Origin of the sequence: Microbacterium sp. MYb45 (genome assembly GCF_002979655.1) — a bacterium.
Classification (GTDB): domain Bacteria; phylum Actinomycetota; class Actinomycetes; order Actinomycetales; family Microbacteriaceae; genus Microbacterium.
Window position 1 is genome coordinate 120,695 of the sequence record NZ_PCPG01000002.1, and the last position, 24,826, is coordinate 145,520.

24 protein-coding genes, 1 tRNA gene and 1 pseudogene are annotated in these 24,826 nt (G+C 69.8%); 17 read left to right on the forward strand and 9 right to left on the reverse strand.

Annotated elements, in window-relative coordinates; translation table 11 throughout:
- The first annotated feature begins 66 nt into the window (after positions 1-66).
- From CQ034_RS06970 to CQ034_RS06980, 3 genes are all read left to right on the forward strand, one after another.
- Positions 67-873: a tyrosine-protein phosphatase gene (locus CQ034_RS06970; RefSeq protein WP_105710458.1), complete on the forward strand. Its 807-nt coding sequence runs from the start codon at positions 67-69 to the stop codon at positions 871-873.
- A gap of 34 nt (positions 874-907) precedes the next feature.
- Positions 908-2,986, forward strand: coding sequence for a bifunctional lysylphosphatidylglycerol flippase/synthetase MprF (locus tag CQ034_RS06975; protein ID WP_105710459.1), 2,079 nt, complete (start codon positions 908-910; stop codon positions 2,984-2,986).
- A 93-nt stretch (positions 2,987-3,079) separates the two neighbouring features.
- A complete protein-coding gene (locus tag CQ034_RS06980; protein ID WP_258134116.1) occupies positions 3,080-3,904 on the forward strand; it encodes a nucleotidyltransferase domain-containing protein in 825 nt (274 codons plus the stop codon).
- A 35-nt stretch (positions 3,905-3,939) separates the two neighbouring features.
- On the opposite strand, the gene CQ034_RS06985 is transcribed toward CQ034_RS06980, so the two are convergent.
- The 3 genes from CQ034_RS06985 to tet(42) are packed head-to-tail and all read right to left on the reverse strand — an operon-like array spanning position 3,940 to position 6,629.
- Positions 3,940-4,311: a GntR family transcriptional regulator gene (locus CQ034_RS06985; RefSeq protein ID WP_105710461.1), complete on the reverse strand. Its 372-nt coding sequence runs from the start codon at positions 4,309-4,311 to the stop codon at positions 3,940-3,942.
- Positions 4,308-5,264, reverse strand: a complete 957-nt coding sequence (locus CQ034_RS06990; RefSeq protein ID WP_105710462.1) for a hypothetical protein — start codon at positions 5,262-5,264, stop codon at positions 4,308-4,310. The genes CQ034_RS06985 and CQ034_RS06990 overlap by 4 nt, the downstream gene beginning before the upstream one ends.
- A gap of 51 nt (positions 5,265-5,315) precedes the next feature.
- Positions 5,316-6,629: a tetracycline efflux MFS transporter Tet(42) gene (gene tet(42), locus CQ034_RS06995; RefSeq protein WP_258134117.1), complete on the reverse strand. Its 1,314-nt coding sequence runs from the start codon at positions 6,627-6,629 to the stop codon at positions 5,316-5,318.
- A 70-nt stretch (positions 6,630-6,699) separates the two neighbouring features.
- Between tet(42) and CQ034_RS07000 the strand changes: the two genes are divergently transcribed.
- The gene (locus CQ034_RS07000; RefSeq protein ID WP_105710463.1) at positions 6,700-7,314 is read left to right on the forward strand and encodes a TetR/AcrR family transcriptional regulator; all 615 of its coding nucleotides are present in this window, start codon (positions 6,700-6,702) and stop codon (positions 7,312-7,314) included.
- A gap of 60 nt (positions 7,315-7,374) precedes the next feature.
- The gene (locus CQ034_RS07005) at positions 7,375-8,691 is read left to right on the forward strand and encodes a Fic family protein (RefSeq protein ID WP_105710464.1); all 1,317 of its coding nucleotides are present in this window, start codon (positions 7,375-7,377) and stop codon (positions 8,689-8,691) included.
- On the opposite strand, the gene CQ034_RS07010 is transcribed toward CQ034_RS07005, so the two are convergent.
- Positions 8,678-8,977 (reverse strand): hypothetical protein, encoded by a 300-nt coding sequence (locus CQ034_RS07010; protein WP_105710465.1) that lies wholly within the window; start codon positions 8,975-8,977, stop codon positions 8,678-8,680. The two genes, CQ034_RS07005 and CQ034_RS07010, sit on opposite strands and share 14 nt — an antisense overlap.
- Positions 8,978-9,000: 23 nt before the next feature.
- Positions 9,001-9,441, reverse strand: coding sequence for an alternative ribosome rescue aminoacyl-tRNA hydrolase ArfB (gene arfB / locus CQ034_RS07015; protein ID WP_105710466.1), 441 nt, complete (start codon positions 9,439-9,441; stop codon positions 9,001-9,003).
- Positions 9,442-9,558: 117 nt separating this feature from the next.
- On the opposite strand from arfB, the gene CQ034_RS07020 reads away from it, so the two are divergent.
- The 9 genes from CQ034_RS07020 (at position 9,559) to CQ034_RS07060 (ending at position 19,180) form a co-directional block, all read left to right on the forward strand.
- Positions 9,559-10,401 carry an AraC family transcriptional regulator gene (locus CQ034_RS07020; protein ID WP_105710467.1) on the forward strand — a complete coding sequence of 281 codons (843 nt, stop codon included), beginning with the start codon at positions 9,559-9,561 and terminating at the stop codon, positions 10,399-10,401.
- A 168-nt stretch (positions 10,402-10,569) separates the two neighbouring features.
- Positions 10,570-11,637, forward strand: a complete 1,068-nt coding sequence (locus CQ034_RS07025; RefSeq protein ID WP_105710468.1) for an ABC transporter substrate-binding protein — start codon at positions 10,570-10,572, stop codon at positions 11,635-11,637.
- Complete coding sequence (locus CQ034_RS07030) at positions 11,634-12,719, forward strand: iron ABC transporter permease (protein WP_105710469.1); 1,086 nt, start codon at positions 11,634-11,636, stop codon at positions 12,717-12,719. Before CQ034_RS07025 ends, CQ034_RS07030 begins: the two co-directional genes overlap by 4 nt.
- Entirely contained in the window at positions 12,716-13,819 is a 1,104-nt protein-coding gene (locus CQ034_RS07035; protein ID WP_105710470.1) for an iron chelate uptake ABC transporter family permease subunit, read from the forward strand. The genes CQ034_RS07030 and CQ034_RS07035 overlap by 4 nt, the downstream gene beginning before the upstream one ends.
- A gap of 11 nt (positions 13,820-13,830) precedes the next feature.
- Entirely contained in the window at positions 13,831-14,619 is a 789-nt protein-coding gene (locus CQ034_RS07040; RefSeq protein WP_105710471.1) for an ABC transporter ATP-binding protein, read from the forward strand.
- Positions 14,616-16,250 carry an ABC transporter ATP-binding protein gene (locus CQ034_RS07045; protein ID WP_105710472.1) on the forward strand — a complete coding sequence of 545 codons (1,635 nt, stop codon included), beginning with the start codon at positions 14,616-14,618 and terminating at the stop codon, positions 16,248-16,250. Before CQ034_RS07040 ends, CQ034_RS07045 begins: the two co-directional genes overlap by 4 nt.
- Complete coding sequence (locus CQ034_RS07050) at positions 16,243-18,030, forward strand: ABC transporter ATP-binding protein (protein WP_181156242.1); 1,788 nt, start codon at positions 16,243-16,245, stop codon at positions 18,028-18,030. Before CQ034_RS07045 ends, CQ034_RS07050 begins: the two co-directional genes overlap by 8 nt.
- Entirely contained in the window at positions 18,027-18,917 is an 891-nt protein-coding gene (locus tag CQ034_RS07055) for a siderophore-interacting protein (protein WP_105710474.1), read from the forward strand. Before CQ034_RS07050 ends, CQ034_RS07055 begins: the two co-directional genes overlap by 4 nt.
- Before the next feature lie 71 nt (positions 18,918-18,988).
- Positions 18,989-19,180, forward strand: a complete 192-nt coding sequence (locus tag CQ034_RS07060) for a hypothetical protein (RefSeq protein WP_029260876.1) — start codon at positions 18,989-18,991, stop codon at positions 19,178-19,180.
- Between the two features lie 34 nt (positions 19,181-19,214).
- Here the strand turns inward: CQ034_RS07060 and CQ034_RS19545 are convergent.
- Together CQ034_RS19545 and CQ034_RS07065 are read right to left on the reverse strand one after the other, a co-directional pair.
- Positions 19,215-19,290, reverse strand: a tRNA-Met gene (locus tag CQ034_RS19545).
- 87 nt (positions 19,291-19,377) lie between these two features.
- Complete coding sequence (locus tag CQ034_RS07065; protein WP_105710475.1) at positions 19,378-20,364, reverse strand: YafY family protein; 987 nt, start codon at positions 20,362-20,364, stop codon at positions 19,378-19,380.
- Between the two features lie 62 nt (positions 20,365-20,426).
- Here CQ034_RS07065 and CQ034_RS07070 point away from each other — a divergent pair, with 62 nt between their 5' ends.
- Positions 20,427-21,491, forward strand: a complete 1,065-nt coding sequence (locus CQ034_RS07070) for an ABC transporter ATP-binding protein (protein ID WP_105710596.1) — start codon at positions 20,427-20,429, stop codon at positions 21,489-21,491.
- Positions 21,488-22,267 carry an ABC transporter permease gene (locus CQ034_RS07075; RefSeq protein WP_105710476.1) on the forward strand — a complete coding sequence of 260 codons (780 nt, stop codon included), beginning with the start codon at positions 21,488-21,490 and terminating at the stop codon, positions 22,265-22,267. Before CQ034_RS07070 ends, CQ034_RS07075 begins: the two co-directional genes overlap by 4 nt.
- A gap of 129 nt (positions 22,268-22,396) precedes the next feature.
- On the opposite strand, the pseudogene CQ034_RS07080 reads toward CQ034_RS07075, so the two are convergent.
- Together CQ034_RS07080 and CQ034_RS07085 are read right to left on the reverse strand one after the other, a co-directional pair.
- A pseudogene (locus CQ034_RS07080) lies at positions 22,397-23,391 on the reverse strand (NADP-dependent oxidoreductase).
- Between the two features lie 9 nt (positions 23,392-23,400).
- Positions 23,401-24,111, reverse strand: a complete 711-nt coding sequence (locus CQ034_RS07085) for an SDR family oxidoreductase (protein WP_105710477.1) — start codon at positions 24,109-24,111, stop codon at positions 23,401-23,403.
- A 102-nt stretch (positions 24,112-24,213) separates the two neighbouring features.
- On the opposite strand from CQ034_RS07085, the gene CQ034_RS07090 reads away from it, so the two are divergent.
- The gene (locus CQ034_RS07090; RefSeq protein WP_105710478.1) at positions 24,214-24,819 is read left to right on the forward strand and encodes a TetR/AcrR family transcriptional regulator; all 606 of its coding nucleotides are present in this window, start codon (positions 24,214-24,216) and stop codon (positions 24,817-24,819) included.
- Positions 24,820-24,826 lie beyond the last annotated feature (7 nt).

Genomic DNA, 24,826 nt, shown 5'->3' on the forward strand with positions numbered 1-24,826 from the left:
GTGAGAACGCCGGATGTGCACTCCCGATACGCTGAGACCAAAATCAGGGAGAGGGCCCGGACGACCATGGAACTGACGTCGATTCTGCAGGGGACGCACAACGCTCGAGAGCTCACCGGGCTCCCGCTCACCGGCGGCGGAACCCTCGCCTCCGGTCTCCTCTTCCGCTCCGACGCCCTCGCAGGGCTCACCGACGAGGGGCTGCAGGAACTCGTCGACCTCCGCATCGGGACCGTGATCGACCTGCGCACCGACGGCGAGCGCTCCCGCGCGGCGGACCGGCTTCCCGAAGACGGCAGCGTCACCCTGCTGCCCCTGCCGATGCAGGGCGGCGCCATGGACGAGATGGTGAAGCGGCTGCTTCCCGCGGCGGGTGGCGCGAGCCTGTCGGTCACGCAGGTCGCCGACGTGCTGAAGCAGGTGCCGACGCTGGAGGGGCTGTATGTGGCGATCCTCGAGGCGAGCGCCGCGCAGTTCGCGACCGTCGCGCGCACCGTGCTCACCGCCTCTCGCACCGAACGTCCCGGAGTGCTGTTCCACTGCACGGCGGGCAAGGATCGCACCGGACTCGCCGCGGCGATCCTGCTGTCGGTCGCCGGCGTGCCGCGCGAGGTGATCGTCGACGACTACAGGCAGACGGAGAAGAACCTGGCTCTCGGTTTCGCCGAGGCTCTCACCGCGCTCATCACCTCCCTCGGCGTCCCCCTCACTCCCGCCCTCAAGACGCTGGCGACCGAGTCTCCCGCCTCGGCGATCGAGGCGGCCCTGGAGTGGATCGACGCGAACCACGGCGACGTCTCGGGCTACCTGCGCAGCGGCGGCATGACGAACGACGAGATCGCGGACCTCCGCCGGGTGCTGCGCGGAGAGTAGCCACAGCACGGAGCCCCCTCGCTACGCTGAGCGCATGACTGAGGAGCGCTCCCCCACGCCCCACCCGGCCATCGCCGTCGTCCGCCGCATCCCGGCGACGCTGATCATGGCGCTGCTGATCCTCATCGTCGGGGTCATGTGGAACGGGCTCTGGGCACCGTTCGAGGACACGAAGCTGTTCCCGACCGTGGCCTACGGTCTGCCGAACCTCGTCGACGGCAAGTGGTGGACCCCGCTGACCGGCACGTTCTTCGTGAACCAGCCGTGGGTCTACGTGTTCACGATCGCCGGCTTCTGGGGCATGGCGTACCTGGAGTTCCGGCGCGGATCGCGGGTCGCACTCGCGTACTACTGGATCGGTCAGCTGTTCGCGATCTTCGCCACCGCGCTGCTGCTCCTCCTGCTCTCGCAGTTCCCCTGGGAGTGGGCCACGACCCAGGCGCAGGCGCTCGACGTCGGAGCATCAGGCGGAACCATGGCCTGCATCGCCGCGGCCGTCGGCCTGTTCCGCCCACCGTGGCGGGTGCGCGGCTGGCTGATCCTGCTCGGCTTCGTGTTCATCGCGATGCTGTTCTGGGGCAAGATCGCCGACCTCGAGCACCTGCTCGCCGTGCTGCTGATCCTCGTGGTCGACCGCTCGCTGCGCGTGCGGCACACGACCGTCCGCGAGCAGAGGCTGATCGCGGTGATCGCCATCCTCGTGCTCGGCGCGGTCGAGATCATCACGACCCTCCTCCCCACCGACGGCCCGTTCGGCCCGACCGAACCCGCATCGGGTGGCTTCATCGACCTCGCGATCGACGTCGTCGTGATCCTGGTGCTCGTGAACGGTCTGCGCCGCGGCCGCCGCTGGACCTGGGTGCTCGCACTGCTGCTCGGCCTCTTCAACGTCCTGGTCGCGGCGCTCGTGCTCACCCTCATCACCGTCTTCAGCCAGGCCCAGGTCGACTTCCGCTGGGACGGCGAGACCGAGCTCTCCCTGGCGAACGGTTTCCTCTGGTTGGTCATGCTCGTCTACCTCATCTGGGTGCGCCGGGCGTTCGGGGCCAGGCGCAAGACGAAGCTCGGCATCCAGCCCTCCCCCACGGCGGACGACATGAAGAAGGAGCTGCGCACGCACGGCGGAGGCACCCTGTCGTGGATGACGACCTGGGACGGCAACAGCTACGCCCGGGTGACCGGCGGCATCGTCGCGTACCAGCGGCGCAACGGCGTGGCTCTGGCGCTCGCCGACCCGATCGGCCCGGCGGATTCTCGCGCCGAGGCCGTGACGGAGTTCATCCGCACCGCTGAGCAGGCAGGTCTCGTGCCGTGCTTCTTCAGCGCCGATGAGGCCACCCGGGCCGCCGTGCCCTCGACCTGGCGCATCATCGTCGTGGCCGACGACACGATCGTCGACCTGCCGGGGCTGGAGTTCACGGGTAAGCGGTGGAACTCCGTGCGCACCTCACTCAACAGAGCCGGCCGCGACGACATGACCTTCCGGATGACGCACCTGAAGGCCGAGTCCTGGGGTGTGCAGCAGCAGCTGCGGGCGATCTCCGAAGCCTGGGTCGGCGACAAGGATCTGCCGGAGATGCGCTTCACCCTCGGCACGCTCGATGAGGCGGAGGACCCGGAGGTGCGCCTCGCGCTGGCCGTCGCCCCCAACGGCGACATCGATGGGTTCCTTTCGTGGCTGCCCGTGTACGGCGGCGACGGTGCGGTGCGCGGGTGGACGCTCGATCTGATGCGCCGCCGCGACGGCGGGTTCGGCCCGGTGATGGAATATCTCATCGGATCCTCAGCGAAGCAGTTCTCCGAGGAGGGGGCCGAGATCATGTCGCTCTCCGGCGCTCCCCTCGCCCACGACTATCCGCCGGATGCCGGTGTGATCGCCGCGCTGAGCGAGCGACTCGCGGATGCCCTGGAGCCGGTCTACGGCTTCGGCTCACTGCACCGTTTCAAGCAGAAGTTCCACCCGCGCTACGAGACCATGTACCTCCTGTTCCGCGACGAGAGCGATCTCACCCGCATCGGCGGCGCGCTCACGCGGGCGTTCCTACCGGATGCCACCCTGCGGCAGTTCGCCGGGGCCGGACTCGAGCTCGTCCGCGGCGGTGGGAAGGACTGACTATTACGTTTTCCGGATAACACAACGCGATGCGGATTTCCGGATATCACCCGCCCCGCACCCGGCGGGCCCGACGTGAGTACGATCGGTGTCGTGCTCGATGAAGACCGCCTCCGCTCCATGGCCGACGAACTCACCGGCGTGCCCGGTGTGCGCGCCGTCACACTCGGAGGCAGCCGAGCCCGGGGCACGCATCGCCCGGACTCCGACATCGACCTGGGTCTCTATGTCGACGCGGACGTCGACCGCGCGGGCCTGGGGCGTGTGGCGAGCAGCTGGACGGGTGCGCCCGTCGAGATCGCCGAACGGGGCGGCTGGGGTCCATGGGTCGACGGCGGCGCCTGGCTGATCGTCGACGGCGTGCCGGTCGATCTCATCCTCCGCGACGTGGACCGGGTAGCGGAGCAGTGCGCTCGCGCCGCGAGGGGCGAGTTCGCCTTCCACCCCCAGCCGGGGCATCCGCTCGGCTTCCTCGACGTCGCCTACGCCGGCGAGGTCGCGACGAGTGTGCCGCTGCGCGACCCGGAGGGGATCCTGATCGGCCTCGCCCGCAGCGTGACCCCCTACCCGGAGGCACTGCGGGATGCGTTCCTCACGAACCTCTGGCAGGTCGACTTCCTGCTGAACGCCGCCCTGAAGGGTGCGAAGTCCGGTGACGTCGCCTACGTGTCGCTGTGCGGGACCACGACGACCATGCTCACCGCGCACGCCTGGCACGCCTCGGCCGGCAACTGGGTCACGAACGAGAAGGGGCTCGTCACGAACGTCGCTCGCCTGCCGATCGACACCCGCGGGTTCAGTGCGGCGGCCGCCGAGGCGCTCGGGAGTCTCGGCACCTCCCCCGAAGAGCTGCTCGCATCGATAGTGCGGCTGCGGGAACTCCCGCGCCCGGTCGCGCACCCGGCGGATGTCCGCTGACGAAACCACGCGACGCCCGCAGGCCCCGGATCGGCTCAGTGCGCCGCGGGCGTCTGGGGGTGCAGTGCGAGCCAGGCGGTCCGGACGGCGCTGAGGGCCTGGTCGAGGTCGAGATCGCCGATGGTGCTCACGTAGCGCTTCGCCGCACGCTGAACCTCTGGAGGATGTGCTTTCCCCGGCGCGACTCGGGTTCCTCGAGTTCTGCTGGTTTCGATGAGACCTTCGGATTCGAGGGTCGCGTAGGCCTTCGCCACCGTCCCGGCCGCGACGCGCAGATCGGCGGCGAGTTGGCGTATGGAGGGCAGTCTCTGGCCGTCGGCGAGGTCCCCGGAGCGGATCAGGTCGGTGATCTGCCCGCGGATCTGCTCGAAGGGGACGACGCTGCTCTGTGGATCGAAGGTGATCATCGAGGCAGTCCCGCAGGCGCGGTCTCGGCGTTCCGCGGACCGGCCGGTGCTCCGGCGGCGAGCGCCGCGTCCGGGAGCGTGAAGGCCCAGAGCGTGGCGAGCGTGAGGACGACGATGCTGCCGATCATCAGGACGAGTCCCGCTCCCGCAAGCGTCTGACCGAGCACGTCCCAGATCGCGGGGACGCCTTCGAAATAGGTGTTGTGCATCGCCGACCCCGATTGGAGGGCGGTACCGCCGAACTGGAGCAGGAGCATCGCGCCGCCGACGGCGAGGATGATCCGATTGGTCGCCCGCCGCCAGCCGGCATCCACGTCGGCGCGCTCACGCTGGGGCAGTGCGGGCGTGGAGCTGACGCGCCAGAGCGCGAGGAACGTGGCTGCCACGAGGACCACCGTCGCCACGAGAAGAGGAACACCATAGAACCAACCGGGGTAGGGGCTGCTGGCGCTGGCGGAGTCCGCGGTCTGGAAGGCGATGGTCCGGTAGCGGCCCGATCCGTCCGGACTCGACGTCACCCCCGTGAAGATGAGGAACGCGACCTGGAGGATCACGGCCGCCGCGAGCAGGCCCGTCCCCACCGGGGGCACGAACGACAGGGGTGTCCGGGGCGTCAGGGATGCTTCGCGTGCGGCGCCGGAGGCGACCACGACCGCACGAGGCGGGGTGGCGGAGTAGAGAAGCAAGCCCGCAGAGCCGCCCAGGGCAGGGGCGAGAGCGATCGGAAGGCCCGCCAAAGACTGCAGGAAGGACCCGGCCAGGAAGAGGGCGACGATCACGACGCCGGAGAAGACGACGGCGATCACCGCCCGCCGCCTGGCCGCGTCGAGAAGCGACTGGACGGATGCCGCCAGCGGCTCGGTTCGCCGTGGACGGCCACGGACGACCAACCACACGACGGCGACCACCGCCGCGACGCAAACGATGTATCCGACAAGCGCGATCCCCGCCATGGTTCTGCCTCCGTGTATCACTCAGGTGATACAGAGTCTGCCCGTGGTGTATCAATCTGTCAACACACCAGCCGACGGATCACGCTGCCCGACGGACTCCCTCGGGGCATCCGCATCCGCATCCGCGCCGACCGGGCGCTTGGCGGTGTTCGCGACGTGAGCGCGGCTGACCACGACCACGGCGACGATCATGATCGCGACGCCCAGCCAGTACGGGGCGGCGGGGCTGACCAGTGCGTAGAGCGCGCCCGCGACGAGCGGGGCCGCCGTGCCCATCGCCGCGTTCAGCGACTGCGTCGCCCCGCCGAGCCAGCCCTGTTCATCGTCGCCGACGGCGTTCGACATGGCGCCGTCCATCGCGGCCTGCGAAGCACCCTGGCCGGCGGCGAGCATGAGGGCGCCGACGATGAACACCCACGGCTGGGCGAAGATCGACGCCACGATGGCGAGGGCTGCGAGGCCGATCACCTGCGCGACGATGCCGCTCACGATCACACCGCGCTCCCCGATGCGCGGGAGCAGGATGCCGAGCAGCACGCCCTGGATGAGGATGTCGATGATGCCGACCGCCGCGGTCAGGAGTCCGATCTGCGTCGGCCCCCACTGGATCGAGTCGAGCGCCAGCACGCTGAAGTTGTTCACGAAGAAGCCGAACGGCAGGGCGAGCAGGCCGAAGCCGATCATGAGCCCGCGCAGCTCCTTGCGTCCGAACGCCTCCTTGAACACCGCGAAGGGCTGCACGTCACGGAGCTTGATCGTGGCGATGCGGTTGCCGGGCTTCAGGCTCTCGGGGAGCAGGAAGATACTGAGGATCGCGATCGTGAGGGCGACCGCGGCAGTGAGGAAGACCGGGAGTTGGAGGCTCACGGCGGCGAGCAGACCGCCGATCCCCGGGCCGATCATGGTCCCGATGCCGGACAGCGCACCGAGCAGGCCGAAGCGCTTGGCACGCTGCTCGGGCGGGGTGATGTCGGCGAGGTAGGCGAAGAGGGCCGGCAGGTCGCCGGCCGTCAATCCCTGGATGACGCGGGCGAGGACGAGGACCCAGATCGCGCCGCCGATGCCGAACAGCGCCATCGAGAACGCGGCCCCGAAGGCGGCGACGATGATGACGGGTCGACGGCCGAACCGGTCGGAGAGGCGGCCGAGGAACGGTGCGGCCAGGAAGGCGCAGAGCCCGTTGACCGCCTCGAGCACGCCCACCCAGATGGCGAGGTCACTCTCGTGAGAGACGTACTGGAGCACCACGAAAGGCAGGACGGGGAGGACGACCGTCATCCCGATGACAGTCAGCATCGTCAGCACGATGAGCATGATCCACGCGCGGTTCTGTTCCCGACGCGTGAGGGTGTTAGGTGAAGTCATACCGAAAGTGTAGCGATACCAGTTTTGGTGTCAAGCCAGTTTTGTGCTCGGTTCACGATAAGGTGAGGACATGACGACCCCAGAGCCCCTCGGGCGCCGCGAACGGAAGAAGGCCGCGACCCGCAAGGCGATCTCCGACGTCGCGACGATGATGTTCCTCGAGCGCGGCTTCGACAACGTGAGCATCCGCGAGGTCGCCGACGCCGCCGACGTCTCCCCCACCACCGTCTTCGCGCACTTCCCGCAGAAGGAAGCCCTCGTCTTCGACGAGGACGACGAGCAGCGCGACCGCCTCGTCTCCACCGTCCGAGACCGGCCGACGGGCACCACGATCAACCGTGCGATCCACGACTTCTATACGGCCGAGCTCCGCGCGAACGTCGACGAGCACGGCAACGACGTCACCCGTGTGTTCCTGCGCTTCCTCAACGAGACGCCGGCACTGCGCGATTACGCGGCGAAGATGTGGCTCCGGCACGAAGACGCGCTCGCCGACGCCATCGCCGAAGAACTCGGTCTCGCCGACCCGATCGCCGAGATCCGTGTCTACGCCCGGTTCGTGCTGCAGATGCAGCTGCTCGTCAACGACAGCGACGACCCCCTCGGCACCCTGGACGCAGGATTCCGGCTGCTCGACAGCGGCTGGGCGCCGATCGAGGCGAAGATCGCCGAACTCCGGACTTGATTAACTTTAGATGCGCTAAAGTTAATCAAGCGACACGGTCGCCCACGTTAGGAGGCGACCATGGCACGTTTCGTCGAACGCTTGTGGAACCCGACCGGGTACGGTCAGCTGAGCCGACGCGACCGCGCGGCCGGACGCTACCGCGCCTACATCCCCGATGAACTCGGGTCTGCACTCCCTCCGATCGGCCCCGACGCCCAGGCCGCTGCGGAAGACGCCCTCACCGTACTCGCGCGTGCCGACGAGCGCATCGGCTCCCGATCCTCCTATCTGAACCACCTGCTCATCCGGTCGGAGAGCATCTCGTCATCATGGATCGAAGGCAACCGCATCACACCCAAGCGCCTCGCGGTGGCCGAGCTCCTCCATCACGGTCCCCGCGTCGCGCTCGACGTGATCGCCAACGTCCGCGCAACCGAAGACGCGATCGACACGCTCGCAGATCACCGTCACGTCATCAGCGTCTCCGACATCGAGGATCTGCAACACGTGATCGAGCCTTCCCTCGAGCGCGGGCTCCGGACGGAGCAGAACTGGGTCGGGGGAGCCGGGTGGAGCCCCCTGCGCGCCGAGTTCATCCCCCCGCCCGAGTCCGAGGTGGAACGACTGGTGTCCGACCTTGCCGGATTCCTCACCGAGACCTCAGGAAATGCCGTGGTCCGTGCCGCCATCGCCCATGCCCAGTTCGAGACGATCCACCCTTTCATCGACGGCAACGGGCGCACCGGGCGGGCGCTCATCCACACGGTACTGCGACGTGCGGATGCCGTGCGCCATGCACTGATCCCGATCAGTACCGTCTTCGCCGGCGATACGGATTCATACATCGCCGGCCTCTCGGCCTTCCGAGCGGACCCTCCGCGCCTCGACGAATGGGTGCTCGGCTTCGCGAGGGCGACTGAGATCGCCGCCACCAACGCGGTGCGCCTCGCGGATGACATCGCCTCGCTGGACGCACAGATCAAGGCCGACTTCATCACCTACCGCCGCGCGCAAGGCCTCGCGCCTGCCGTGCCGAGACGCGACTCCGTGGCCCTCCGCATCCTGGAGCACCTTGCGGCCGAGCCGGTCCTGACGCTCGATTCGGTCGCCGAGCGCCACGGCGTCTCGACCACGGCCGCCCATCGAGCCCTCACGCTGCTGGCCGACGCAGACATCCTGTCCCGCACCAAGGACCAGCGCGGACGGCTCGTGTGCTGGACCGCCGATCGCCACCTGGCCCTCGTCGCGCTCACCGAACGCAGCAACCGCGTCGGCGGGGCTGATACTGCGGCGCGGACTCCGAGATCAGGACCACCCCTGCCGCACGTCGACCGCCTCGGACCGCTGCGCGCGGAGCCGATCGACGGCGACGAGACCGCGATCAGGCGACAGTGACCGAGGTCGAGGCGTAGTCCGGGAGCTCGATCGCCTCGGACTTGTCGAGCATCCGCGCGACGATCTGCCGCATCGGCCAGTGGTGCATGAGCCGAGCGGTGAACACCCGCATCCGGAGCATGAATCGACCGCGCGGAAGGAAGCCGTCCACACCACCGGGTGCCAGCGTGTGGGCAGTCGCGACGTAGGGGCGCATGATCTCCTCGTAGCGGGCGAAGGCCGCGGCATGATCTCCGGCCGCACGCCCGAGCTCGCCGGCCAGCACATACGCGCTGCTCGACGGCATCGAGAGCTGGTTGCCGCGCGGACTCAATCCTCGCGAGGCCGGCGGCGCAGACTCTTGACGTCCGTCCGTCGCTGCTTGGCCTTGAGCCGACGCTCCTTCGACCCGCGACTGGGCTTGGTCGCACGACGCGGGGGCGCCGGCGGGCGCAGCGCCTCGGCTACCAGCGCGACCAGCCGGTCGCGCGCGGCGTCGCGGTTGCGCAACTGCGCGCGATGCTCGGAGGCCGCGATCGTCAGCACCCCGTCGACCAGGCGTCCGCTCAGCCGATCGAGCAGCCGCTCGCGCTGATGCGGCGTGAGCGCTGCGGAGTTCGCCGCGTCCCACACGAGTTCCGCACGCGAGTCGGCGGTGTTCACGCCCTGCCCTCCCGGGCCCGACGACCGCGAGAAGCGCCACGACAGCTCGGCCTCGGGGATCGTGAGACCCGACGAGACCCGCAGACCGGGGCGATGGGCGGAAGGCATGTCTCCATCATCGGGCCTCCCGAAGCCGCCCGCTGCAGTCCGGCTAGCATTGCGGGGTACGACGAGCCGCGCAGCATCCACTCCACGGCAGCGCACGCGGCCCTCACGCGGAGCACGATGAACTCATTCCGGCAGGACGACTGGGCGGCGAGCCCCTCGTTCCCGTCGACGGTGGCCGAGCCGTACTTGATGGGCACGGGCGTCGTCACCGGGGAGGACACCGGCGCTCGTCCGCTCTCCCCTCCGCACAGCCACGCTGATCCGATGCTCGCCTGGTGCTACCGCGGCACGGTCTGGGTGCACCTGCACGACGCACGGTGGCGACTGGCCCCGGGGCAGGGCGTGTGGATCCCGGCGAACACCCCGCACACCGCCCACCACGAGCCCGACTCGATCGGCTGCTACACCTACATCCCGGATACGGCCCTGCTCGCTCCGGTCGACCAGATCACCCGAGTTCTGGTGCCGCGGGCGGTGCAGGAGATGCTGCTCCACCTCGGCATCAACGACATGCCCACCGACCTGCGCGTGCGCATCCAGTCGGTGCTGATCGAGATGCTGCAGCAGCCGCTGCCCGAGGCCGCGAGCGAGTGGGGCGAGGTGCCGATGCCCACCGACGAACGGGTCGCCCCGCTGGTGCAGGCGGTACTCGCCGACCCCGGCGATCCGCGAGGTTCCGTCGAGCTGTTCCTCGCGCACGGACTCCACGAGCGCACGGTCCTGCGCATCTTCCAGAACGACGTCGGCATGAGCTTCGGCCGGTGGCGCACGGGAGTCCGGATGACGCTGGGCGCGCGCCTGATCGTGGACGGCACACCCATCGGCGCCGCCGCGCACCGCTGCGGCTACGCGACCACGAGCGCATTCTCCGCCGCCTTCAAGGAGCGGTTCGGAATCACCCCCCGCCAGCACGTCGCGCGCGTGCAGGCCGACACCGCCCATCAGCTGTACTGGCGCTGACCGCCCACGGTTGTTCCGACCGCCATTGTCGGTTCCGCGACACAAGTCGTCGCTCCCGCGACACTGAGCGAGCCATCCGCGTTCTAACATCTTTCTGTTAGGGCATGCTTACCTAACTTCTCGCCGCGTCGACGCGGCACACCCCTCCCCCCTTCCCGAAGGAGAACCATGTCGCACGCTTCTGCGCGCCCGAAGATCCGCCGAGGCTCGGCCCTCGTCGCCGCGGCCATCGCCGCCGCGCTCACCCTGGCAGGGTGCACGGCATCCGGTGAAGCCGCCGGATCCGCACCCACGTCGGCCGCCGTCGACGGGGTGGTCATCGAGCACGGCCACGGGAAGACCGTGATCCCCGAGAAGCCCCAGCGCGTGGTCGCCCTCGGCTGGATGACGCCCGACATCGTCGCGGCCCTCGGGACCAACCCGGTCGGCATCGAAGAGGTCTGGGGCGCCGACGAGAGCGGCTACCAGCCCTGGTTCGAGGACTACGTCACCGAGGAATACGGCGAGACCCCCGAGATCATCCCCTTCGTCGAGGACGGCCCGAACTACGAGGCCATCAAGGAACTCAAGCCCGACCTGATCCTGAGCCTCTACTCGGGCGTCACCGACATCGAGTACGAGCGCCTGAGCGAGATCGCTCCGACGGTGCCGTACATCGAGGGTCCGTGGAACCCGGGCACCTGGGAGGGCATGACCCGCACGGTCGGCAAGGCCCTGTCGGAGGAGACGAAGGCCGAGGAGCTGATCGCCGAGACCGAGGAGCAGATCACCACCCTCTCCGGAGAGCACCCCGAGTTCCAGGACAAGACCTTCGTCTGGGGCCTGACCCTGAACGAGGGCGGCACCGACCTCGGCGTCTACCTCGAGTACGACCCGCGCGTGCGCATCACCGAGGCGCTGGGCTTCACCTCCACCTCGGCGATGGACAGCTTCCTCGCGAGCGCCGAGGGCGACAACTGGTACACCGGCGTCAGCCTCGAGAACCTCTACGACGTGCAGGCCGACCTGTTCGCAGCCTGGGGCGGCAGCGCGGATGAGGGGAAGTACACGGTCGAGAACAAGGTCGTCTCCCGTTGGGAGCCGATCGCCGACGGGTCGTACGTGATCTACGCGAACGACGCCGAGGCCTCCGCGATCAGCGCACCGACCGTGCTGTCGCTGAAGTACATCCTCCCGAAGTACGTCGACGACCTCGCAGCCGCACTGCAGGGCGAGCCGACCATCGACGGGAAGTGACCCGCGAGATGTCCCTGGCGACGCAAGACGACACGGACGTCTCGAACACAGGTGCGGGGAGTCGCAGCGACGACTCCCCGCACCGCAACGGGACGCTGGTGCTGGGACTCATCGTCTCCACCGTGGTGCTGGTGGTCGCCGTCGTCGCCTCGCTCGCGATCGGCAGCCGCGCGATCGATCCCCTCACCGTGCTGCAGTCCCTCTTCTCCTACGACGACGAGAACCCGCTGCACCTGATGGTGATGGAACTGCGGGTGCCGCGCACGCTGCTCGGCATCGTCGTCGGTGCCGCCCTCGCCGTGTGCGGCGGACTCATCCGGGCCTTCACCCGCAACCCGCTGGCCGACCCCGGCATCCTCGGAGTCAACGCCGGTGCCTCCTTCGCCGTCACCTTCGCGGTCGGCGTGCTCGGCCTGACGGCACCCGGCGCCTACGTGCCGTTCGCCCTCGCCGGCGCCTTCGTCCTGACCGTGCTCGTCTACGTGCTCGGCTCGTTCGGGGCATCGGGCGCGACCCCCATGAAGCTCACCCTCGCCGGGGTCGCCCTGGGCGCGGCCTTCACCGGATTCACCACCGCGATCGTGCTGCGCGACCTCGGCACCCTCCAGGTCATGCGGTTCTGGGGTGTCGGCTCGATCGGCGGACGCACCCTCGACCAGCTCGCGTGGGCGGCGCCACTGATCGCGATCGGTCTGCTGATCGGACTGCTGTGCGCGCGCTCGCTGAACGCCCTCGCCCTGGGCGATGACCTCGCGCAGGCGCTCGGCGCACGCGTGCGCGTGACGCGGATCCTCGTCATCATCGCCGTCACCCTGCTGGCAGGAACCAGCGTCGCCGCTGCCGGCCCCATCGCCTTCGTCGGGCTCATGATCCCGCACATCGTCCGCTGGTTCACCGGACCCGATCAGCGCTGGGTGCTGACCTACTCGATGGTCATCGGCCCGGCGTTCCTGCTGTTCGCCGACATCCTCGGCCGCATCGTGCTCCCGAACGGGGAGATGCGCGTCGGGATCGTGACCGCTCTGCTCGGCGCCCCGATCCTGATCATCCTCGTGCGCCGGAAGCGGGTGAGCGGACTGTGAGCATCGACCAGAAGTCCGTCACCCTGCCCGCCATCAACTCTTCGCACACCGAGTTCGCCCCGGTCGATCACGGCCGCCGCCTGATCCGGATCGAGACCCGGCGCATCGCCGCCCTCATCCCGGTGCGCTCCGTCATCGTCAGCGTCGTGCTCATCATCGTCATCGTCGGAACCGGCCTGGCCTCGATGACCATCGGCGCCTACGAGATCGACTTCCCCGCGGTCCTGCGCGCCATCGTCGATCCGGCATCCGACCCCGACATCCGCCAGGTGGTCTTCGAGTGGCGTCTGCCGCGCGTGCTCTTCGCGGTGCTGTGCGGAGCAGCGCTGGCCCTCGCCGGCGGGATCTTCCAGTCCCTCACCCGCAACCCGCTCGGCTCCCCCGACATCATCGGGTTCGGCATCGGGGCCCAGTTCGGCGTCACGCTCGTGATGATCGTGCTCGAGCTGAACACCTACATGTTCAAGGCGGCCGGAGCCCTCGTCGGCGGATTGCTCACCGCGCTGCTCGTCTACGTGTTGGCCAACAAGAACACGATGTCGTCGTTCCGCCTGATCATCGTCGGCATCGGCGTCTCGGCCGGCCTCGGGTCGCTCACCTCGTGGATCCTCATCTCGGTCAGCGTCGAGAAGGCGATGATGGCGGCGACCTGGGGCGCAGGCTCGCTCGCCTCACTCGGCTTCGACCAGCTGATCCCGGCGGCGATCGTGTTCGCGATCGTGACCGTGCTCTCCCTCCCCCTCGCCCGCACGCTGCCGGTGCTGGAGATGGGCGACGACGCGGCCACCGCGCTCGGCATCAGCCCGGGGCGCACCCGCCTCGCGGCCATGATCTTCGGCGTGGCCCTGGTCGCTCTCGTCACCGCCGCCGCCGGCCCCATCTCGTTCATCGCCCTCGCGGCCCCGCAGATCTCGCAGCGGCTCACCCGCTCGAACACCCCGATGGGCACGGTGCCCGTGATGCTGACCGGCTCCGCGCTCGTCGTGGTGTCGGATGCCGTCGCCCAGCTCGTCGCCGTGCCGGTCGGCGTCGTGACGGTGTCGGTCGGTGGCATCTACCTCGCCTGGCTGCTGGCCGCCCAGTACGCGCGCCGCACCTGAAAGGAACACCCATGACCGCTTCGCTGCTGGCCCGCGACATCACGCTGGGCTACGGAGAGACCCCCATCATCTCCGACCTGTCGCTTGAGGTCCCCGACGGCTCTTTCACGATCATCATCGGACCGAACGCGTGCGGAAAGTCGACCCTGCTGCGCGGGTTCGCCCGCCTGCTGCGCCCGACGACCGGCGCGGTGCTCCTCGACGGTGACGAGCTGCGCTCGCTCAAGCCGAAGGAGGCCGCCCGCAAGCTCGGCCTGCTGCCGCAGTCGTCCATCGCCCCCGACGGCATCACCGTCGCCGACCTCGTGGGCCGCGGTCGGTTCCCCCACCAGAGCGCCATGCGCACGTGGAGCAGCGCCGACGAGCGCGCGGTGTCCGAGGCCATGGCGGCGACCGGGGTCACCGACCTGTCGCGGCGCCTGGTCGACGAGCTCTCGGGCGGGCAGCGGCAGCGGGTCTGGGTGGCGATGGCCCTCGCCCAGCAGACGAAGCACCTGCTGCTCGACGAGCCGACGACGTTCCTCGACATCGCGCACCAGATCGACCTGATGGAGCTGTTCGCCGACCTGCACCGCGACGGCACCACGCTCGTCGCCGTGCTGCACGACCTCAACCATGCCGCCCGCTACGCGACGCACCTCGTGGCGATGCGTGACGGCGCCATCGTGGCGCAGGGCGACCCGCGCGAGATCATCACCGCCGAGCTCGTCCAGGCCGTGTACGACCTGCCCTGCAAGGTCATCACGGACCCGGTGTCGGGCACCCCGCTGGTGCTGCCGCTCGGACGGCGGACGCCGTGACGTCCACTCCGCGAAGGCTGTTCGGGATCGCGCTGAAGTCCGATGGGCGCGGCATCGCCCTCGCCGGGGCCACCGCGCTGCTCATCGTGCACTCCCTCGCCGAGGCGACCATCCCGGTCCTCATCGGGGCGACGATCGACCGCGCCGTGCTGCCCGCCGACCCCGCAGCCCTCGCGCTCTGGCTCGGCGTGCTGGTCGGCACGTTCCTCGTGTTGACCGCGAGCTACCAGGCGGCCTCGCGGCTCATGGTCTCGATCTACGGGTACGGCGAGCAGGCGCTGCGCCACCTCGCCCTGTCGCGGATGCTGCGCCCCCGGCTCTCCCGTCGCGCGGTCACTCCGGGCGAAGCACTCACGTTCGTCACTTCCGACACCTACCGCGTGGCCGGAGTCGCCTGGTCGGTCGCGCAGCAGTGCTCGACGATCGCCGCGATCATCGGGGCAGGTCTCGCGATGCTCGTGATCTCGCCCGTCGCGACGCTCGTGGTGTTCGGCTCGACCATCGCGATGATGTTCGTGATGCAGGTGGTCTCGCGCCCGCTGGAGCGTCGCGGCTTCGCCGAGCAGCACGCCGCGACCGAGGCCGGGGCGGTCGCAGCCGACTTCATGAGCGGCTTCCGGGTGCTCGTGGGAATCGGTGCGCGAGAAGAGGCCGTGCGGCGGTACATCGCGGCGAGCGACACCTCTCGACGTGCCGCGACAGCCGCCGGAAGATCGCTCGCCTCGTACGAAGCGGTGAGCGGCACCCTGGCCGCGGTCGCGACGACCGCCCTCGCGGGCATGTCTGCGTGGTTCGCGGCGGAGGGCCGCATCAGCATCGGCGAACTGGTGACCGTGCTCGGACTCGCCCAGTTCATCAGCGGGTATCTCGCGTACGCGGGCTCGTTCCCGAGCAACTGGATCCACAAGCTCGCCTCGGCCAAGCGCCTCGCCGAGGTGATCGACGCCGAGGATCTGCTCGACCCGCCCGCCGCGTCTTCCCCGACAGAGCCGGCCGGCGATGTCGTGCTGGCTTTCCGCGCCGGCTCGGGATCCCCGCTCGTGGAGGTGCGCGAGCGTGAGGTGCTCGGCATCCGTCCCGCCGACAGCGACGCGGCCCGCGCGCTCTCCCGCCTGCTCGGGCTGCGCTCGCGCGCCGAGCCCGGGCTGGTGTCGGTCGCCGTCGACGGCGGACTCCGTGATCTGACCACCCTCGACCCCGTCGAGTACCGCCGTCGGGTCGTCGCCCCGCCACACGAGCAGACGATCGTGAGCGGGTCTCTGCGCGAGGCCGTGCGCGGCCACGGGGCGGACGGACCCGCGCATCCGCCGTTCATCGAGATGGCAGCACTGCACGACACCGTGGCGCAGGTGGGCGGCTGGGAATCGCAGGTCGGCGAGGCCGGTCGACGGCTCTCGGGCGGGCAGCGCCAGCGCATCGGGATCGCCCGCGCCCTGCACGCGGAGGCCGACGTGCTGGTGCTCGACGAGCCGACCTCGGCCGTCGATGCCCTCACCGAGGCGCGCATCGCCCGCGCCCTCGCGGAGCACAACGAGACCGTGATCGTGATCACCACCTCCCCGGTGCTGCTGGGCGCCTGCGACCGGGTCATCGACCTCCCCTCTCCCGGATCGGATGCTCCCCATGAGTGACACGACCCCGACCACCGCTCTGCTGCCGATCGCGTCCAGCGCCCGCGTACGGGCCGTCGTCGGCGGGCTGCTGCGGCAGCATCCGGGCCGGGCCGCCGCCGTCGCCGCGCTCTTCCTCGCGGCATCCGCGCTCGGGATCGTGATGCCCGCATGCCTCGGCCGGATCGTGGATGCGGTCGCGTCGGACGCCGGCTTCGTGATCATCTCCGGGTGGGTCGCCGGAGCGGGCCTCGGCGCGATCGGCGCGACCGTGATGATGCTGTGGGCCGTGCGCGTGCTCACCGGTCTGGTGCAGGACATGCTGGCCACCCTGCGCGAGGACGTGTTCGCCTCGGCGATGCGGTTGCCGGTCGGCGAGGTCGACGACGGCGAGAGCGCCGACCTGCTCTCCCGCGTCACCGGAGACGTGGATGCCGTGGCCGAGGCCGGCGGCAACGTCGCCCCGACGCTCCTGTCGGCGAGCTTCGCGATCGGGGTCTCGGTGGTCGCGCTGACCGCCCTCGACCCGTGGCTCGCCCTCGCCGGAATCGCCTCGGCACCCTTCTATGTGCTCGGCACCCGGGCGTTCCTGCGGCGGTCACGCGTGGTGTTCCGCGAAGTACGGGTGCGCGAGGCCGCGCGCAGTCAGGCCGTGCTCGACGCGGTCGAGGGTATCGAGACCCTCACCGCGTTCAACGAGCAGGACCACGCGCTCGAGCGGGTCCGTGAGCGCGCCGAAGCGTCGATCCACATGCAGATCGAGGGCGTGCGGGTGACGAACCGGCTGTTCCGGTGGATCAACGGCGGCGAGCTCGTCGGGCTGGCTGCGATCCTCGGCACCGGGTTCCTGCTGCAGTCCGCCGGCGCGATCACGGTGGGCGCGGTCACGACGGCCGCGCTGCTGTTCCATCGACTGTTCGGGCCGGTCGGGCAGCTGATCTTCGGGCTCGACGACATCCAGCGCGCGGCGATCGGGCTCGCGCGACTCGTCGGGGTCATCGACCTCGCGCCCGCGTCGGCCCCACGAGACGAGGAGACGGATGCGGCACCACGGGCATCCGTGGGCATCGAGGTGCGGGACCTGACCTTCCACTATCCGACCACCGGTCGCGGCATCAGCGACGTGAACCTGCGGGTCGACCAGGGCACCACGGCGGCACTGGTCGGCACCTCGGGGTCGGGCAAGAGCACGCTCGCGCGCGTGATCGCCGGGCATCATCCGCCCACCTCGGGCAGCGTGCACCTCGCGTCGAGCGCGGAGACCCCGTACTACCTGTCGCAGGAGCTGCACCACTTCCGGGGCACGATCGCCGACAACCTGCGGCTGGTCGCCCCCGAGGCGAGCGACGACGAGATCGTCGCCGCATTGCGGGCGGTCGGAGCGGAGTGGGCGGTCGAGGCGATGGTCCTCGAGCGGGACGGCGGTGCCGCATCCGAGTCGGCCGTGCCGCTCGACGAGGGACGCATCCAACAGCTCGCGGTCGCGCGGGCGTTCCTCGCCGACCCCGACGTCGTGATCCTCGACGAGGCCACCGCCGACGTCGGTCTCCATCACCGCGAAGCCGTGGAACACGCGATCGCGGCGCTGCGCAAGGGACGTACCGCCGTGCTCATCGCGCACCGTCTGCAGCAGGCCGTCACCGCCGAGCAGATCGTCGTGTTCGCCGACGGCAGGCCGACGCAGCGCGGCACGCACGACGAGCTCATCGCCACGGCGGGTCTCTACCGCGACTCCTGGCTCGCCCAGACCCGCAGCACTCCCCACCCCCAGACCCCCACCACAGAGACGGAGACTCCGTGAGCATCCACCGCGGCATCGTCAGCAGCACCACCACCCTCACTCCGACCCTGGTCCGCGTCACACTCGGCGGTGACGGCATCACCGACTTCCTCAGCACCGGCATCGGCGACGAGTACGTGCGGGTGTTCTTCCCGCACGGCGAGGACCCGAAAGATGTCTCGCTTCCCGTGCCCGCGGGCGACTGGTGGGAGACGCCGGAGGGCGCGCCCGAAGCGCCGATGCGCACGTACACGATCAGCGGTGTGCGCCCGGATGCCGGCGAGCTCGACATCGACTTCGTGATCCACGAGGCGGGCATCGCGGGGCCGTGGGCGGCGCGCGCGGAGCCGGGGCACGTGCTCGGTCTGAACTCCCCGACCGGTCTCTACTCGCCGCCGGAAGACATCACGTGGCAGGTGCTCGTGGCCGACCTCACCGGGCTTCCCGCCGTGGCACGCATCATCGCCGAGGTGCCGTCGGGCGTGCGTACCCGGGTCGTGCTCGAGGTACCGAGCGAGGCGGACCGCGTGCCGCTCGAGGTCGGCCCCGACGTCGAGGTCACCTGGGTGGTCGGCGGCAACGGCCACGGCCCCAGCGCGCTCGGCCCGCTCGTGCGCGGCATCGTCGACGACCGGCTCCCCCTCGATGAGGGGTACGTGTGGGTGGCCGGCGAGACCGTGGCGCTGCGCGATGTGCGGAAGTACCTGCGCAAGGAACTCGGCCTGCCCGCGACCCGCTTCAAGGTCGTCGGCTACTGGACTCCCGTCGCCGCCTGGGACGAGAAGTTCGCCGCCCTCCCCGACTCCGTGCAGAAGGAGTTGGATGCGATCTGGGCCGAGGCCGAGGGCGACGAACCGGAGGATGTGCAGGTGCGCTTCGAGGAGCGGCTGGATCAGTTGGGGTTGTGAGGGGCCGAGGTCGACGCCCCCTAAGAGCCTCCCCGGTCGACACCGACGCGCCCGACTGGCAGGGTGAAGTGATGCGAGGCAACGGAACCAGCACCGGCATCCACTGGGGGCTGCTCGCCTTCGGCGCCCTCTTCGGGCTGACCTGCGCGGTGCTGATCCTCACCGAGGTGCTGAGCCCGACCCTGTGGTTCACCGTCGTCGCAATGGCCTGCGTGGTGCTGTCTCAGGCGCTCACGATCCGTTCGAAGCGACGGAACCGCTGACGATTCCGACTGCCGCCCGACGGCTGACCTGAAGTGGACGCGACGGCGGGAGTCGAACCCGCAACGCCATCAGGTATGAGCTGAGGCCCGGGACCGCCCGGATCGCCGCGATGGGAATGACGTTACCCGGCCGTGATCTGACCCGCCAGGACCGTTGCCTGGGATAACCCTATGAGTCCGAGGATGACGGATGCCGGTCACGCGGCGTCATCGGGCTCCGGGGCGTCGAGGGCGCGCAGCAGCCGGGCGACGGCCTCGCGCAGCTCGCTCCGGTGCGGTTCGGCGAGCGCCACCGCGTACTCGACACCCTCGGGGATCCAGAGCAGTGCATACATGGCCTCGCGCCAGTCCGAGCCTCCGAACGGCCACCGCGTGCGGTCGTCGCCCACCGCCGTCGCTCCCTGCGACCACGGGCCGAAGCGCTCCTGCATCTCGGCGAGCGGCAGCTCCATCACCGCGGCTGCCTCGACCTTCTGCGGCGACCACGACGAGGCGATCAGCACGCGTTCCTCGATCTCCTCCTCGGTGATGTCGCGGCGGGCGAACAGTATGCGCGTGTGCTCGACGGCAGCGATGCGGTCGACGCGGAACGTGCGCCAGTCCTCGCGGTCGACGTCCCAGCAGAGCAGGAACCACTTGCGACCGGCCGGCGCCAGGGCGTGCGGCTCGACCCGGCGCACGCTCTCGCGCCCTTCGCCATCCACGTACCGCAGCCGCAGCCGCTCGGTGTCGCGCGTGGCGAGCGCGATCTCCCCCAGCACCTCGGGCGAGACGACCGGACCGTCTCCGATGCTCGGTGCCTGCACCGATGCGGCGAGCGCGTTGACCCGCTGGCGCAGCGCCGACGGCAACACCTGCTCGAGCTTGGCCAGGGCGGTGAGCGTCACCTCGGGACCGCCGACGAGCTGCTGCGTGGCGGCGACCCGCAGCCCGATGGCCATCGTGACGGCTTCGTCGTCGTTGAGCAGCAGCGGAGGCACCGCACTCCCGGCCTCGAGCCGGTAGCCGCCGGCGATGCCCGGGGTGGACTCCACGCGGTACCCGAGCTCGCGCAGCCGGTCGACATCGCGGCGCACGGTGCGCTCGGTCACGCCCAGCCGGGTGGCGAGCTCGGTCCCCGGCCAGTGCCGGTGCGTCTGCAGCAGGTTGAGCAGAGCCAATGCACGCGAGGTGGTGTCGGTCATGCGTCTCAGATTGCCAGATGATGCGGACAGGATCTGTCCGCATGGGTTTCTACGCTCTCCCCATGAACGAATCCCTCATCGAGACCGAAAGCCTGACCAAGGTCTTCACCGTCAAGAAGACGCCGGTGCATGCCGTGACCGACGTCTCCTTCACCGCCGTGCGCGGCGAGCTCGTCGCCTTCCTCGGCCCGAACGGCGCCGGCAAGTCGACCACCCTGCGGATGCTGACCACCCTCATCCCGCCCACCTCGGGGAGCGCACGCGTCGTCGGCCACGACATCCGCACGGATGCCGCCGGGGTGCGCGCCCGCATCGGCTACGTCGGCCAGCTCACCAGCGGCAGCTTCTCGCAGCGGGTGCGCGACGAACTGCTGAGCCAGGGTGCCTTCTACGGGATGTCACGGCGCGACAGTGCTCGGCGGGCCGACGAGCTGATCGAGTCGCTCGACCTCACCTCCTTCGCGACGCGGACCGTGCAGCAGCTCAGCGGCGGGCAGAAGCGCCGGCTCGACATCGCGCTCGGGCTCATGCACGCACCGCCGCTGATCTTCCTCGACGAGCCTTCCACCGGACTCGACCCGCAGAGCAGGGCGAACCTGTGGGAGCACATCCTCGACCTGCGCACGCAGCACGGCACCACGGTCTTCCTCACCACGCACTACCTGGAAGAGGCCGACCGCTACGCCGAGCGCGTGATGGTCATGGACAAGGGGCGCATCATCGCCGACGACGACGCCGCCTCCCTCAAGGCGACGCTGGCCGGCGACGTGCTCACCTTCGGGTTCGCGGATGCTGCCGAGGCGGCGAGCGCCCGCGCCGTGGTCGCCCGCCTCAGCAACGCCGAGGTCACGGTCGAGGGCGAGTCCATCTCGCTCGCGGTGCAGGACGGCGACCGGCTGCTGCCGGTGATCGTGCGCGAGCTCGACGCCGCCGGCATCCTCGTCCGCCGGGCGACCGGCGTCCCGCCCACGCTGGACGACGTGTTCCTCGCGCTCACCGGCCGCACCCTGCGCGACGCCGGCGAAGGAGCGGATGCCGCCGGCGAAGCATCCGATTCCGCCGACACCAGCACGACCTCCGCGAACAGCACGACCGCTGCGAACAGCACGACAGGAGTCCTCTCATGACCGCCACCGACACGCTCGTGCGCCCGAACCTCGCGCGCGACACCCGCAACGTGCTGACGCGCGAGCTCAAGCCCGTGGTCCGCGATCCGTTCACCCTGATCTTCAGTCTGCTGCAGCCGCTCGTCTTCCTCGGGCTGTTCGCTCCGCTGCTGATCGGCGACTCGGGGCAGCCGGCCGGCGAGACCCTGGCCTGGTTCGTGCCCGGCGTGCTCGTGATGATCGTGCTGTTCGGCACCGGTGCCACCGGTTCGAACCTGCAGTACGAGATGATGACCGGCTCGCACGAGCGCACCCTGGTCGCCCCGCTCGCCCGCTCCTCGCTGCTGGTCGGGCGTGCGCTCAAGGAGATCGCGCCGATCGTGGTGCAGGCGCTCGTGATTGTGCTGATCGCCTGGCCGTTCGGCTTCGCCGCCGACATCCCCGGGCTGCTCATCGGGCTGGCGCTGCTGGCCGTGTTCGGGGTGGGCCTCGGCTCGCTGTCGTATTCGCTGGCGCTGGCGACGAAGGACCGGGAGTGGCTGTTCTGGGGAGTGCAGCAGTCGCTGATCTTCCCGCTGCTGATCCTGTCCGGGATGCTGTTGCCGCTCGACGATGCTCCGGAGTGGATGCGCGCCGTGGCGTCGGTCAACCCGGTGAACTGGGTCGTGCAGGCCGAGCGGGCGCTGTTCGCCGGAGACCTCGGCGACGTGACTGTCCTGTGGGGGTGGGTCTCGGCTCTCGCGGTTGCGGTGGTCGGACTGATCGTCGGGGTGCGCGCCATCCGCCGCAGCAACTGACCCGGCCCGACGGTGCGCCGCCGCCTGGATGCGAAAACCCAGCCGCAGCGGCGCACCGTCGGCGTGTCCACCCGCGACGCGCCGGCGCCAGCACGATGCGTCCGGGTTTCGGCTGCCGACGCCGAGGGTTCAGTCGTTCGTGACCACGAGCTTGCCCCGGCTCACCCCGGCGGCGAGGTCGGCGAGGGCCTGCGGCAGACGGTCGAACGGGTACGCCTTCGCGACGACGGGGCGGATCGCGCCGCTGTCGACGAGCGCCGTGATCTCGCGCAGCTGGTCGCCATCCGCACGCATGAAGAGGAACTCGTACCGCACGCCGAGCTTCTTCGCCTGCCGCCTGATCTTGCGGCTGAGCCCTGCGATCGCGAGCCGCACGAGCGCGTTCAGCCCCTGGGCGCGGGCGAAGGCGGGGTCGGGCGGTCCCGATATCCCGACGACCAACCCACCCGGCTTCAGCACCGCAGCGACTTCTCGAGGTTCTCGCCGCCGAGGCTGTCCAACACGAAGTCGTAGCCCGACAGCTCCTCTGCGAAGTCCTGCCGACGATAGTCGATCACGATGTCCGCGCCGAGCTCGCGGACGAACTCGGCGTTCGCGGCACTGGCCGTCGTGGCGACCGTGGCCCCGAGGTGCGCCGCGAGCTGGATGGCGATGGATCCGACCCCACCGGCGCCGGCGTGGATGAGCACCTTCTGGCCCGCCGTGACCCCACCGCGCTCGACCAGCGCCTGCCAGGCCGTGAGGGCGACCAGCGGGAGCGACCCCGCCTCGGCCATCGAGAGACCGGCGGGCACGGGGGCGAGATCCTTCTCGGCGACGGCGATCCGCTCGGCGAACGTCCCGATGCGGGCGGCGTCGGGACGGGCGTATACGCGGTCGCCGGGCCGGAATCCGTCGACGAGCCGACCGACACGGATCACCGTCCCCGCCACATCGTTGCCGAGGACCAGGGGCAGCTCGTAGGGCAGGATCTGCGCGAACTCCCCCAACCGGATCTTCTCGTCCAGCTGGTTGAGGCTCGCGGCCTCCACCCGCACGAGGACGTCTCGGTCCCCCACCTCGGGTTCGGCGACCTCCCGCTCCACGAGCGGCTGCTTGTACTTGTCGACGACGAATGCACGCATGACGTCTCCTCAGGCGTTCGCCCGCAGCTGCGGATAGACCGCTTCCAGCGGAGCGCTCAGCCCCGCCTTGACCTGCACCGAGATCTCATCCGCGAGCACCTCGTACTCGTCGCGCTCGGTCGCGTCCAGCACGGCCCTGACGAGGTCCGCCGGATCGGTCTTGGGGTCGGTGACGTGCTCGGCCATGGCGGTGTCGACGTACCCGACGTGCACCCCCACGACGTGCACTCCCGCCGGGGCGAGCTCGAGGCGGAGCGAGTTCGTCGCCGACCACAGCGCCGCCTTGGTCGCGCTGTAGATGCCGCCGACGGCGTACCAGGCGAGGGCGGAGTGGATGTCGATGATCGCCGCTCCCTGGCGTCCGGCGAGAAGCGGTGCGTAGGCCCGCGTCAGGAAGAGCGGTCCGAGGAAGTTCGTCTCCACATTCCGGCGGATGTCCTCGTCGGAATGTGTCAGGATCCCCGCGGTCGGCACCGAGGCGCCCGCATTGTTGATCAGCACCGTCACGTCGGGCGCCGCGTCGACGGCGGCGCGGATCGACGCGGCATCCGTCACATCGAGGGCGAGAGGGACGACGCGTTCGTCGTCCCAGGTGCGCGGCGTGCGGGCGCTGGCGTAGACCTTGGCGGCTCCGCGCGCGAGCGCCTGGTGGACGAACTGCGTGCCGATGCCTCCGTTCGCTCCGGTGACGAGGACGACGGCTCCGTGGAGTGAAGGCATGGACTGCTCTCTTCTTTGCGATGATGAGTGATAGTTGAGCGTGCGCATAAGCGACTCTCGTCATAACTGAGCGTAATCAGTTTCTATTCCCGGAGGAAGAGTATGTCGACGTCCGCTTCGAACGCCCTCGGTCGTCGCGAGCGCAACAAGCAGCAGAAACTCGAACGGATCACGGCCGCGGCGTCGGAGCTCTTCGCCGAGCACGGCATCGACGATGTCACGACCCAGCAGATCGCCGAGCGAGCCGATGTCGGCACCGGCACCCTGTTCCTCTACGCGAAGACCAAGGGCGAGCTGCTGCTGCTCGTGCAGAACGCGCACTACGCCGTCGCCCTCGAGAAGGGCATCGCGGCGGCCGAAGCGACTCCCGATGCGCGCGCGGCGATCGTCGCACTGCTGCGACCGATCGTCGAGTGCAACCGCGTTCAGGTCGAGAACGGACGCACCTACCTGCGCGAGATGGTGTTCGCCGAACCCTCTGACGGGCACCATGCCGAAGCGCTCCGCATCGTGGGCGAGACCGAGGACGCCGTGGCGTCGGTCCTCCGCCGCGACCCGAAGACGAGCGAGGAACGTGCCGCCGCCCTCGCCCGTATCGTGTCCGCCATCATGTTCCTCACCCTGACGGCGAGCACGAACGTCGATCTGACCGTCGACGAGCTCGTCGACGACATCGACCGTCAGATCGTGGCTCTCCTCGGGCGCTGAGACGGCC